The following is a 12,052-nucleotide window of genomic DNA, read 5'->3' on the forward strand; positions in this document are numbered from 1 at the left end:
CACGGCACTTCTTCCTATATCGGCTCCACCATTTCTTTGGAGCTGCAATGACAAGCAAAACCCCTTCTTTTACGGCCACAGCGGCCAGCGTAGACCCGGCTGCGATCCAGCCATTACCCAACTCCCGAAAAACCTACCAAACCGGCTCACGGCCTGATCTGCGTGTGCCTTTTCGGGAAATCTCCCTGGCTGATACGCCCAGCCACTTCGGCGCCGAGCCGAATCCTCCCTTAAGCGTTTATGACACCAGCGGTCCTTACACAGACCCCTCGGTACAGATCGATATTCGCAAAGGCCTGCCCCCGCTACGCCAAGCCTGGATCAGCGAGCGCAAGGACACCGAGTTGATGGCAGGACTCAATAGCCAGTACGGTCAGGCCCGCCAGGCCGACGCGGAACTGGACATTTTGCGCTTTGAATTGAAGCGTCAGCCCCGACGCAGCATTTCAGGTGCCAATGTCACGCAAATGCATTACGCGCGGCGCGGCATCATCACTCCCGAAATGGAGTTTGTGGCGATTCGGGAAAACCTGCGACGCGAGCAATACATTGAAAGTTTGCGCGCCAGCGGTCCACAAGGTGAAGAGATGGCTCGTCGCCTGACCAAGGTACACCCTGGTCAAGGTTTCGGTGCCAGCTTGCCCACCACGGTCACACCCGAGTTTGTTCGTGATGAGATTGCGCGTGGCCGAGCCATTTTGCCCGCCAATATCAACCACCCGGAAACCGAGCCCATGATTATCGGCCGCAATTTCCTGGTGAAGATCAACGCCAATATTGGTAACTCGGCCCTGGGTTCCACCATTGGCGAAGAGGTCGAGAAAATGACCTGGGCGATTCGCTGGGGTGCAGACACCATCATGGATTTGTCCACGGGCAAGAACATCCATGAGACACGCGAGTGGATTATTCGGAACTCGCCGGTGCCCGTCGGTACGGTGCCTATTTACCAGGCACTGGAAAAGGTCGGCGGCATTGCCGAGGATCTGACCTGGGATATTTTCCGCGACACCCTGATTGAGCAGGCCGAGCAAGGTGTGGACTACTTCACGATTCACGCCGGTGTGCGTTTGCCCTTCATTCCCATGACGGCCAGCCGCATGACAGGCATTGTTTCGCGTGGTGGTTCCATCATGGCGAAGTGGTGTCTGGCGCATCACCGCGAAAGCTTCTTGTACGAGTATTTCGAGGACATCTGCGAGATCATGAAGCAGTACGACGTGGCTTTCTCGCTAGGTGATGGCTTGCGTCCCGGTTCGGGCTACGATGCCAATGATCAGGCGCAATTCGCGGAACTGCGTACCTTGGGCGAGTTGACTCAGGTTGCGTGGAAGCATGATGTTCAGGTCATGATTGAAGGTCCTGGTCATGTGCCTTTGCATCTGATTCCAGAGAACATGCAGTTGCAGCTGGAGCACTGTCATGAGGCCCCCTTCTATACTTTGGGGCCTTTGGCTACAGACATTGCACCGGGCTACGATCACATCACTTCCGGTTTGGGTGCGGCGATGATTGCCTGGCAAGGTACGGCGATGCTGTGCTATGTGACGCCCAAGGAGCATCTGGGCTTGCCGAACAAGAAGGATGTGAAGGACGGCATCATCACGTACAAGATCGCGGCACATGCAGCGGACTTGGCCAAGGGGCATCCTTCGGCGGCATTCCGGGACAATGCCTTGTCCAAGGCGCGCTTTGAATTCCGTTGGGATGATCAATTCAATCTGGGTCTGGACCCGGATACAGCGCGTGAATTCCACGACGAGACTTTGCCTAAAGACTCGATGAAAGTAGCGCACTTCTGCTCCATGTGTGGGCCCAAGTTCTGCAGCATGAAGATCTCGCAGGATGTACGGGACTATGCCAAGGCTAACGGTCTGGATGAGCAGTCCGCTGTGGATCGAGGAATGAAGGAGATGTCTGTGCAGTTTGTTCAGCAGGGCAGCAAGCTGTATCAGGAGGCTTGATGCTTTGTTGAACACGGGCCTGGGTGTGAACATGATCTTTGTTTGATCAGGCCTTGATGGGGTAAAGCCCTGGGTGGATTCTTTCTGCCTGGGGCTTTTTCTTTTTGGGGGCTTCGTCACTTTATTTATAGGAAAGCGAGGTTCGCCAGTCAGAAGAGATCGTTGCAGGAGACGCCAGTTGAGCCTAGCGTCAGGGTGTCCGGGCTGAGTGTTTGCCGGCGCTGCGCACCGGTGCCCTTGTCAGGAGATAGCTACGGGCGCATCCTGAACTCGCCGGGTACTTGGTCCCCCGGACCAAGTACAAGCGTCCGGCTCAAACAACAGGATGCTTGCACCCCTACTCTATCTCCCGACCGCGGCAAACCCTCTGAACCGCCCGGACACCCTGACGCTAGGCTCAACTGGCTCACAATCGTTTTCTTCTGGACAGGTCAAACTGCATCCTTGAATGGCGTGTGGTACTTTTCTGACCTGCGTCGAATCTCTGACCTCCGACCTTCCACCTCGGACCTTTCACCTCAGACGTCACACATCAAAACTCAAACCTAAAACCTCAGATCCCAGATCTCAGACCCAGACCCAGACCCAGACCCTCAATACATGATTTCTTGAATAGCCACGGTATGAGCCCTTGGGGGCGGTGGGGACCCGGAGGGGCGATTCAGAGTACTTGCCGCAGGCGGGGGCATCATCCGGGGTGCAAGCACTCTGCTGTTTGAGCGGGGCGCTTGTGGTTCGTCCGGGGGACGAACCACCCCGCGAGTTCAGAGTGCGCCCGGATGATGTCCTCGACAAGGGGACCGGTGCGCAGCACCGGCAAGTGCTCAAGCCCCTCCGGGTCCCCACCGCCCCCAAGGGCGTGCTCACTACCTGGTTCTACTCAATAATCAGCGCTGACTCCCAAGCAACGGTAATGTCCTCAACGACGACGGATAACCGTCAGTTGACAGCTCTCAGCTAACACCAGGCAGCAGGCAGAGAATACTGCCCTAAAACCGTTTCAGCACCTTCGATCAGACATAAAAAAAGCCCGGCTAAAAAACCGGGCCTTTTGTCAGCACACCCGAGAGTGTGCAAGAAGCAGAGACTTACTTCTGCGGAGCGTACAGATACAACTCCACGCGGCGGTTCATGGCACGGCCTTCAGCCGTCGCATTATCACCAATAGGAGCATTCGGGCCACGGCCTTCAACCATCAAACGACCTTGCCCCACACCTTGCTGCGTCAGGTAATTCGTCACAGCGCTTGCGCGGTTAACCGACAAAGTCTGATTGGTCTGTGCCGACCCTGTGCTATCGGTATGACCGACAGCCTTGGCACGCAACTCTGGATGCTGATTCATGGCACGAGCCACACTATCCAGAACAGGCAGCAAAGCAGGCTTCAACTGATAATGGCCAGTATCAAAAGACACGCTGCTTGGGATATTGACCCGCAAGCTGCCGTCCGGCATTTCAGTGACATCCACACCCAAGCCAGTGGCACCCGACTGCTGCACATCCTTCTTGATGCCAGACCAGTTATACGCCGCAATACCACCAGCCAGTGCACCGATACCTGCACCGATCATGGCTGCCTTGCTGCTATCGCCAATCAAGGCCCCAATACCAGCCCCCACAGCAGCGCCACCACCCGCACCCACTGCGGTGCGACCGCCTGTGCTCATATTGTCCATTGTGCCGCAAGCGGCCAAGAGGGAAAGAGCACCAGCACATGCTGCTAATTTTGCAGAACGAATGGAAATTGTCATTATTGGCTCCGTAATCTCAAATTAAGTACCAGGACCGCTTGAATGCCTCTAATACTAGCAAGAGGCACCGCAAGCAGGTACTTCAAAACAGACTTCACTGCCTTCTTTAACAATTCTTGATCTTGCCAGCGACCAGATCAACGTAAGCCACTGATTGCCTGGGGGCTAAGTCCTTGAAAGCTTAGAACAACTCGGCGCCCGAGTCGGCAACGACTTCTTTGTACTTCTTCAGATCACTGCTGACAAGCTCGCTGAATTCAGCCATGGTGCCAGGCTGCACATCAGAACCCATGGTGGCCAATGCTTCACGCACGGCTGGATCCATCAAAGCCTTGGAGTAAGCGGCATACAGCTTGTCCAGAACGGGCTGTGGCGTACCGCCAGTAGCAAACACACCAAACCAGGTGCCCAGGTCAAAAGGCTTCACGCCAGCCTGTTCCATGGTGGGAACGTCAGGCAGGAAGCTGGAACGCTCCAGAGTCGTCACAGCCAAGGCCTTGACGGTATCTGCCTTGATCAACGGCGCCGCCGAAGCCAGGTTGTCGAACATGAAATGCACTTGGCCTGCCAGCAAAGCCGTCTTGGCAGGGTTGGCACCGGCGTAAGGAACGTGCACGGAATTGATCTGGGCTCGGGTGTTCAGGACTTCACCAGCCAGATGACCAGCACTGCCATTACCGCCCGATGCAAAGTTCATTTGACCGGGATGCTCTTTGGCGTAGCTGATCAGATCCTGCACCGAAGCAATCTTGTTTTGCTCGGCAAACTCTTTGTTCACGATCAGGATGTTAGGCACCGAGGCAACCAGGGCGATAGGCGCAAAGCTCTCGACCGGGTCAAAAGGCACGGTCTTGTACAGCCAGGGATTGATGGAGTTGATCGCCACCGCACCCATCATCAGGGTGTAACCGTCCGGAGCGGCCTTGGCCACGATGCTGGCACCAATATTGCCACCAGCACCTGACTTGTTCTCCACCACAACCGTGCCCAGATCGCCTTTGACACGTTCAGCCAGCAAGCGAGCCATGCTATCCAAAGGACCGCCCGGTGGGTAAGGCACCACAAACTGGATAGGTTTGGAAGGATAAGCATCCTCTGCCATTACAGCCGGGGCAGCCATGACGGCCGCAACACCAGAGACAGCCAGCAGCCACTTACAGACTCGAAACATCACTTTTTTCCTTGAAATAAAAATGCATATGGGCTGCACAAGGCAGCCCATACAGAGCAGCCACCGATCCTTAATGAATGATCTGGCTTAAGAACTCGCGCGTTCTTTCACTGCGTGGCGAGTCAAAGAACTCATCAGGCGTATTTTGCTCGATGATTTCGCCCTGATCCATAAAAATGACCCGATCAGCCACTTTACGCGCAAAACCCATCTCGTGGGTCACGCACAGCATGGTCATGCCGGTATGGGCCAGCTCGACCATGACTTCCAGCACTTCCTTGACCATTTCCGGGTCCAGGGCCGAGGTCGGCTCGTCGAACAGCATGATTTTAGGCTCCATGCACAAGGAACGTGCAATGGCGACGCGCTGTTGTTGTCCACCCGAAAGCTGTCCGGGATACTTGTTGGCCTGCTCTGGAATGCGGACGCGCTCCAGATACTTCATGGCCAGCTCCTGAGCCTGGGCCTTGGTCTTGCGACGCACCCACATCGGTCCCAAGGTCAGATTTTCCATCACGGTCAGGTGCGGAAACAGGTTGAAGTGCTGAAACACCATGCCCACGTCGCGCCGAATGGCCTCGACCTGACGCACGTCGTTGGTGAGCTCTTCACCCGACACAATAATCTGCCCTTTCTGGTGCTCTTCCAGGCGGTTGATACACCGAATCAGGGTGGACTTGCCCGAACCCGAGGGCCCGCAAATAACGATGCGCTCGCCGGGGGCCACATCCAGATTGATATCGCGCAGCACATGGAACTGCCCGTACCATTTATTGACGTTCTTTAGCTGAATAATGGCGTCTGCCATGCAAAACTCCTTGTCTGGCCAGCAAAGCGCTTGGTATTAGCCAAGGCTTTGCTACCTGTGTCAGCGTTCATAACCCGTTTGCAAACGTCGCTCCAGCGAACGACTGTAGCGAGAGATGGAGTAGCAGAACACAAAATAAATCAGTGCGATGAACAGATAGGCTTCCCGGCTAAAGCCGCGCCAAGCCGCATCGGCCAGGGCCACTTTGGCCGCCTGGGTCAGATCGAAAATACCGATGATCACGACCAGAGAGGTGTCCTTGAACAGGGAAATGAAGATGCCTACCAGTGGCGGGATCACGATCTTGAGGGCCTGCGGCAAAATGATCTGCCGCATGGTGCGCCAGTAGCTCAGACCCAGCGAGGCCGCCCCTTCGTACTGTCCTTTGGGAATGGCCTGCAAGCCGCCCCGCACGGTTTCCGCGATATACGCCGCCGCAAACAGAATGATGGCGATCTGGGCACGCAGCAGCTTGTCGATGTTAAAGCCCTCGGGCATGAACAAAGGCAGCATCACCGAGGACATGAACAGCAAGCTGATCAGCGGTACGCCACGAATCAGTTCGATGTAGACCACGCAGACCGCCTTGACGGCCGGCAAGCGCGAGGTACGCCCCAGGGCCAACAACAAGCCCAAAGGAAAAGCGAAAGCGATGCCGAAGGTGGCCAGAATCAAGGTCAGCGGCAAACCGCCCCACAGGCTGTTTTCCACATAGCTCAGGCCCAGCACACCACCCCACATCAGAATACCCACGACGGTCAGGCCGACCAGCCACATCAAGGGCAGCCAGGGCTTCCAGAACCAGCGCACGCAGCTGCACACGATCAGCAAGGTCAGCAGGATGGAGGCCAGCAAGGGCCGCCACTGCTCGTCATAGGGATAGATGCCAAACAGGATCAGACGGTGCTTTTCACGGATGAAAGCCCAGCACGCACCCGCACTGGCCCGACAATCCTGCGCGGTTTGCGCATCGAAATTAGCCTTGATGAACAGCCAGTCGATCATGGCCGGCACGGTCATCAGGAGCAGCCAGGCCGACAGCGCCGTCAAAATGGCGTTCAGGGGAGAGGAAAACAGGTTCTGGCGCAGCCAGCCCAGGGTGCCCCGCTGCAGTGGCGGTGGCCCGCTTACGGTGGATGTAGGCGTATGACTCATTTAGCGCTCCACCAAAGCAATACGGTTGTTGTACCAGTTCATGAAGATCGAGATCGACAAGCTGACCGTCAGGTAAGCCGCCATGATGATCAGGATGCCTTCAATCGCCTGCCCTGTCTGGTTCAAGGTGGTGTTCACCACAGAAACAATATCGGGATAGCCAATGGCCACGGCCAGAGAGCTGTTTTTTGTCAGGTTCAAGTACTGGCTGGTCATGGGCGGCACAATCACGCGCAATGCCTGGGGCAGAACCACCAGACGCATCATGCGGCCACGGGACAGGCCCAGTGCCTGTGCCGCTTCCCACTGCCCTTTGCCCACAGCCTGAATACCGGAGCGCACCACTTCGGCCACAAAGGCCGAGGTATAGGTGATCAAACCGGCCAGCAAGGCGGCAAATTCAGGCGATAAGGTCACGCCCCCGACAAAGTTGAAACCTTGCAGACGCGGCACATCCAGCGCCAAGGGCTCGGGGCTGATCAGCAAAGCCAGAGCCGGCATCAGAACAAGCAGCAAAATGCCAAAGCGAATGGTGGGGAAAGGACGGCCGGTTTTTTCCAGACGACGACGCGCCCAGTGCGCCATCAAAACCCACAGCACCACGGCAAGCCCCAGACCCATGAAGATCCAGTCCATGCCATCGCCCTGCAAGGTGGGCAGCTTCAAACCACGATTCGATAAAAATACGCCGCCTAGCGGATTCAAAGCCTGCCGCGGTCCGGGCAAGGTCTCGGTAATCAGGGCGTACCAGAAGAACAGTTGCAGCAGCAAAGGCACGTTACGCATCACTTCCACGTACAAGCCAGCCAGCCGGGAAACCAGCCAGTTCTTGGACAAGCGTGCGATGCCCAGCAAGGTGCCAAACACGGTAGCAGCAACAATGCCGATCACCGCGACTTTCAGCGTATTGACCAGGCCGACCAGAATGGCCCGCCCATACGTATCCGAGGGCGTATACGGCAGCGCCGACTCGCCAATGGCGAAGCCTGCCTCTCGATTCAGGAAGTCAAAGCCTGTAGAAATATTGCGAACAGCCAAATTGTGCAGGGTATTGGAGACCAGATACCACACACAAAAACCGAGCACACCCAGAATCAGCACCTGGTAAATAATGCCGCGTGTGAACGGATCATTCCAGGACAGGCGCCGTTTAGGGGGGGCTGGCGCGGCAGGTGTATTTTGTGCCATAGCGTAAAACCCATGGATGCAGCACTACGCGTAGCCCTGCGAGGTGGCGCGCGTCTGGCCGAAGCCAGACGCAAGAACAAACAGTGAAGACCGAAATCTTAACGCACTGGCCAGCCGTACATCACACCACCGTCACGCCATTGTGCATTCAAACCGCGATCCAGCTTCAATGCCGTCGATTTACCCAGATTACGCTCGAAGCTTTCGCCGTAATTGCCGACCTGTTTAATTATGTTGTAGGCCCACTTGTTATCCAGCTTCAGACCTTTGCCTAGCTCGCCGGACACGCCCAGAATACGCTGAATGTTCGGGTTATCGCTCTTGGTCTTTTCATCCACGTTCGCGCTGGTAATGCCATATTCCTCAGCTTCCAGCATGGCGTTCAGAGTCCAGCGCACCAGGGTGAACCAGTCCTCGTCGCCCTGACGCACGAATGGGCCCAGCGGCTCTTTGGAGAAATCCTCGGGCAGGATGTCGAACTCGTCCGGTGTAGCCTGAGCGGCACGCATGGCTGCCAGCTGGGATTTATCGCTGGTAAAGCCATCGCACCGGCCGGAGGTAAAGGAGCGCATGGCTTCTTCAGGGTTGTTGATCACCACAGGATTGAACTTGATACCCTGACCACGGAACCAGTCCGCCAGGTTCAGCTCGGTCGTGGTGCCAGGCTGCACGCACACAGCGGCCCCATCCAGCTCCTTGGCGCTTTTCACGCCCAGGGATTTTTTCACCATCACACCCTGGCTGTCATAGTAGTTAATGCCAGTGCTGACCAAACCCAGAGTTGTATCGCGAGAGATCGTCGCGGTGGTGTTACGAGTCAGCACATCGACTTCACCCGATTGCAGGGCGGTAAAGCGCTGCTGAGTGGTCAAGGGCGTGACCTTGTATTTTTTGGCATCCCCAAAAACAGCAGCGGCGATCGCACTGCACATGTCCACGTCAATGCCGGACCAGACGCCCTTACTGTCTGCCAGCGAGAATCCTGCAATACCGGTTGAGACACCACACTGAACAAAGCCTTTCTTCTTCACCGAGTCCAGGGTTTCACCTGCTTGTGCATTAGCGGCCAGGGCCATCAACGCAACACTACATGCAATGGTTTTCACTAAGGTCATGGAATATCACCTCCTGTTTACTTTTGGTAAATGGATGCAGATTACAATTGCAGCTAAGCTGTGGTGTCCAATCGTAGAGCCAGTCTGTGCAAACACAAATCGGGGGTTTCCCTCTAACAGTCTGACGAATACTTTTACCTACGCCGACATTTTCATGCGGGCCCCTGCGGTCATTCCATAGGGGCTTTTCAAGCAGATTCCTCTTTAATTGTGCGTCGCGATGATCGAGTTCCAACACGTTTTTAAATCGTATGGCCGCAGTAAAAATATTCTAGCCGACATTAATTTTCGCATTGATGACGGCGAATTCATTTTTGTGTCCGGCCCATCGGGAGCAGGTAAATCCACTTTATTGCGTCTGATCGGGGGCCTGGAGCTGCCTAGCCGTGGCTCGGTCCAAGTCAACGGGCACAGGCTGGACAAGCTGCCTGCCCGCGCCCGGCCTTATCTGCGACGCGCGGTAGGCGTGGTTTTACAGGATACGCACCTGCTGCAAGACCGCAGCGCCCTGGCCAATGTGCTGCTGCCCTTGGCCGTCATGGGCCTGGAGCCCAGCACTGCCCAGGCACGTGCTCGCGCCGCCATGGAAAAAGTGGGTCTGCGCGGTAAAGAAGATTTGAAGCCGGTGGAAATGTCCGGTGGTGAGCAGCAACGGCTGGCTATTGCCCGCGCTATTGTGAATCGCCCGGCTATTTTGATTGCCGACGAACCAACCGCCAATTTGGACGCCGATAACGCCAAACGCATCATGGATGTATTGATGGACTTTAACCGGGTGGGTGTCACCACCTTGATTGCTTCGCACGATCTGAATTTGATGGCACGCTATGCGCGTCGAACCCTGCTGATTCAGGACGGCCGCTTTTCCGATCACCCAGGAGTGCTGGCATGAGAACCTGGCTGCGTCATCACCAATACGCCTTTCTGGTGGCCCTGCGCCGCCTGAGAGTGCAGCCCTTCTCCTCCTTGTCCAACCTGCTGGTCATTGCCTTGACCCTGGCTGTGCCGGTTCTGGGAGCCAGTATCTTGCTGGCTGCCCAACCCGTTGTGCGCGAGATTCCCACTTCGCCCGAAATGACGGTGTTCATGAAGCAGAACAGCACGCTGGAGCAAGCGCAAGCCTTCAGTCAGGCGGTAGGCAAGGAATTTCAAACTGAGTTGGCCCAGATCAGGCTGGTCAGCAAGGAACAAGCGCTTAAGCAATTGCAGAGCAACCCCAGTTGGACAGACGCCTTGGGCGCTTTGCCCAGCAATCCCTTGCCGCACGCCATTGTGCTGACCCTGCATGAAACCCCGGATCTGGTGACACGTGCCGACACCCTGGCCAAGACGTTGCAAGGCCGCGAGGGCGTGGATAGCGTGCTGCTGGATAGCGAATGGGTGCAGCGTCTGGCCGCGATTCTGAGCTTTATCCGTATTGGCTTATGGATTCTGATGGCGGGCGTGGGCGTGGTGGTGATTGCCACCGTGTTCAATACCGTCCGTCTGCAAGCCCTGAACCAGCGCGAAGAAATTGCCGTGGCCCGTCTGGTCGGCGCGACCGAAGCCTTTGTACGCCGCCCCTTCCTGTACATGGGTGCGCTAACCGGCCTGCTTGCCAGCGCCCTGGCCTGCGGTCTGGCCTTGCTGGCACTGACTCCCCTGAACAAAGCCTTATCCAGTCTGGCCCAAAGCTATGGCGTCCAGCTGACGCTCCGGCTGCCGGAATTTTCTCTTTTGCTGACAGCTGCTATTTTGGTCGCCATTCTGGGCGCCCTGGCGGCTCGCTGGTCTGTTACCCGTAGTACCCAATATTGATGTCACTTCCTGAACCCCGTCCCCAAGATCTGGCCGAAAAAGTGGTGGCCTGGCAAAAAACCTCCGGCCGCCACCACCTCCCCTGGCAGAACACGCAAGACCCGTACCGCGTCTGGCTTTCCGAAATCATGTTGCAGCAAACCCAGGTCGCCACCGTCTTGGGTTATTACGAGCGCTTTCTGGAGCGCTTCCCTACCGTCAAGGATCTGGCCGCTGCCGAGCAGGACGAAGTCATGCCCTATTGGGCCGGTTTGGGCTACTACGCCCGCGCCCGCAACTTGCACCGCTGTGCCCGCGAGGTCATGGAAAAATGGGGTGGCAGTTTTCCGGGCAATGCCACAGATCTGGCGACCTTACCCGGCATAGGACGCTCTACCGCCTGTGCCATCGCCGCCTTCTGTTTTGGGGAACGCAGCCCCATCATGGACGGCAACGTGAAACGTGTGTTCACGCGCTACTTCGGGATCTATGGACCCACGCAGAAAAAGGCCGTGGAAAACACCTTGTGGGCCAAGGCCGATGAAGTGGTGGAACTTGCCCCTGCAAGCCTGGATATGGCGGCTTACACCCAAGGGCTGATGGACCTGGGCTCGCAATGCTGTACGCGTAGCAAGCCCACCTGTAGTCTCTGTCCGCTGCAAAGCGACTGCTATGCCCACACGCACCAGGCACAGTCCGAGCTGCCCAGCCCCAAAGAGCGTATCCGCCAGGATGAACGCTATGCGCATATGCTGATTCTGGAGCTGAATGGGCAGGTCTTGCTGGAGCAACGACCCGACAAGGGTATTTGGGGTGGTCTGCTGACCCTGCCTCAATTCGAGGATGCCGTGAGTCTGCAAACGGCAGCACTGCATTGGTCCAATGAAGAAGCCATTGCCCTGGCCTCTTTCCAGCACGTGTTTTCACACTTCAAGCTGCACATCACGCCTTGGCTGCTGCACGTCGATGAGTCTGTGTTGGCCGAGCCAGTGGCAGGTCAACAATGGCAGGATCATGAAGCATTGGAGCAGACCGCTTTGCCTGCGCCCATACGCAAGTTGCTACTGGGCTTGTACCAGAGCAAAGATAGTGAGCAATTACTTCTGAGTTGATACCAAGCCCCC

The 12,052-nt window shown here is 56.5% G+C and carries 10 protein-coding genes; 4 read left to right on the forward strand and 6 right to left on the reverse strand.

The window, feature by feature from the left end; translation table 11 throughout:
* Positions 1-47: 47 nt before the first annotated feature.
* Positions 48-1,964: a phosphomethylpyrimidine synthase ThiC gene (gene thiC, locus DUD43_RS16105; protein WP_153231074.1), complete on the forward strand. Its 1,917-nt coding sequence runs from the start codon at positions 48-50 to the stop codon at positions 1,962-1,964.
* A gap of 1,088 nt (positions 1,965-3,052) precedes the next feature.
* Here thiC and DUD43_RS16110 read toward each other — a convergent pair.
* The 6 genes from DUD43_RS16110 to DUD43_RS16135 form a co-directional block, all read right to left on the reverse strand.
* The gene (locus DUD43_RS16110) at positions 3,053-3,631 is read right to left on the reverse strand and encodes an OmpA family protein (protein WP_109089344.1); all 579 of its coding nucleotides are present in this window, start codon (positions 3,629-3,631) and stop codon (positions 3,053-3,055) included.
* 265 nt (positions 3,632-3,896) lie between these two features.
* The gene (locus DUD43_RS16115) at positions 3,897-4,886 is read right to left on the reverse strand and encodes a Bug family tripartite tricarboxylate transporter substrate binding protein (RefSeq protein ID WP_153231075.1); all 990 of its coding nucleotides are present in this window, start codon (positions 4,884-4,886) and stop codon (positions 3,897-3,899) included.
* A 70-nt stretch (positions 4,887-4,956) separates the two neighbouring features.
* Positions 4,957-5,694, reverse strand: coding sequence for an amino acid ABC transporter ATP-binding protein (locus DUD43_RS16120; protein WP_060186656.1), 738 nt, complete (start codon positions 5,692-5,694; stop codon positions 4,957-4,959).
* A 60-nt stretch (positions 5,695-5,754) separates the two neighbouring features.
* A complete protein-coding gene (locus DUD43_RS16125; RefSeq protein ID WP_153231076.1) occupies positions 5,755-6,849 on the reverse strand; it encodes an amino acid ABC transporter permease in 1,095 nt (364 codons plus the stop codon).
* Positions 6,850-8,037, reverse strand: coding sequence for an amino acid ABC transporter permease (locus DUD43_RS16130; RefSeq protein ID WP_153231077.1), 1,188 nt, complete (start codon positions 8,035-8,037; stop codon positions 6,850-6,852).
* Between the two features lie 98 nt (positions 8,038-8,135).
* A complete protein-coding gene (locus DUD43_RS16135) occupies positions 8,136-9,152 on the reverse strand; it encodes an amino acid ABC transporter substrate-binding protein (protein ID WP_022983607.1) in 1,017 nt (338 codons plus the stop codon).
* Between the two features lie 220 nt (positions 9,153-9,372).
* On the opposite strand from DUD43_RS16135, the gene DUD43_RS16140 reads away from it, so the two are divergent.
* The 3 genes from DUD43_RS16140 to mutY are packed head-to-tail and all read left to right on the forward strand — an operon-like array spanning position 9,373 to position 12,040.
* Entirely contained in the window at positions 9,373-10,044 is a 672-nt protein-coding gene (locus tag DUD43_RS16140; protein ID WP_009460544.1) for a cell division ATP-binding protein FtsE, read from the forward strand.
* Entirely contained in the window at positions 10,041-10,949 is a 909-nt protein-coding gene (locus DUD43_RS16145; protein WP_153231078.1) for a cell division protein FtsX, read from the forward strand. Before DUD43_RS16140 ends, DUD43_RS16145 begins: the two co-directional genes overlap by 4 nt.
* Positions 10,949-12,040, forward strand: a complete 1,092-nt coding sequence (gene mutY / locus DUD43_RS16150) for an A/G-specific adenine glycosylase (RefSeq protein WP_153231079.1) — start codon at positions 10,949-10,951, stop codon at positions 12,038-12,040. The genes DUD43_RS16145 and mutY overlap by 1 nt, the downstream gene beginning before the upstream one ends.
* Positions 12,041-12,052 lie beyond the last annotated feature (12 nt).

The organism is Alcaligenes faecalis (genome assembly GCF_009497775.1).
Classification (GTDB): Bacteria; Pseudomonadota; Gammaproteobacteria; order Burkholderiales; family Burkholderiaceae_B; genus Alcaligenes; species Alcaligenes faecalis_D.

Excerpts from the sequence above, each read along its gene's own strand:
- thiC (WP_153231074.1), top strand. The coding sequence starts at position 48 with ATGACAAGCAAAACCCCTTCTTTTACGGCCACAGCGGCCAGCGTAGAC.
- DUD43_RS16110 (WP_109089344.1), bottom strand. The coding sequence starts at position 3,631 with ATGAGCACAGGCGGTCGCACCGCAGTGGGTGCGGGTGGTGGCGCTGCT.
- DUD43_RS16115 (WP_153231075.1), bottom strand. The coding sequence starts at position 4,886 with ATGTTTCGAGTCTGTAAGTGGCTGCTGGCTGTCTCTGGTGTTGCGGCC.
- DUD43_RS16120 (WP_060186656.1), bottom strand. The coding sequence starts at position 5,694 with ATGGCAGACGCCATTATTCAGCTAAAGAACGTCAATAAATGGTACGGG.
- DUD43_RS16125 (WP_153231076.1), bottom strand. The coding sequence starts at position 6,849 with ATGAGTCATACGCCTACATCCACCGTAAGCGGGCCACCGCCACTGCAG.
- DUD43_RS16130 (WP_153231077.1), bottom strand. The coding sequence starts at position 8,037 with ATGGCACAAAATACACCTGCCGCGCCAGCCCCCCCTAAACGGCGCCTG.
- DUD43_RS16135 (WP_022983607.1), bottom strand. The coding sequence starts at position 9,152 with ATGACCTTAGTGAAAACCATTGCATGTAGTGTTGCGTTGATGGCCCTG.
- DUD43_RS16140 (WP_009460544.1), top strand. The coding sequence starts at position 9,373 with ATGATCGAGTTCCAACACGTTTTTAAATCGTATGGCCGCAGTAAAAAT.
- DUD43_RS16145 (WP_153231078.1), top strand. The coding sequence starts at position 10,041 with ATGAGAACCTGGCTGCGTCATCACCAATACGCCTTTCTGGTGGCCCTG.
- mutY (WP_153231079.1), top strand. The coding sequence starts at position 10,949 with ATGTCACTTCCTGAACCCCGTCCCCAAGATCTGGCCGAAAAAGTGGTG.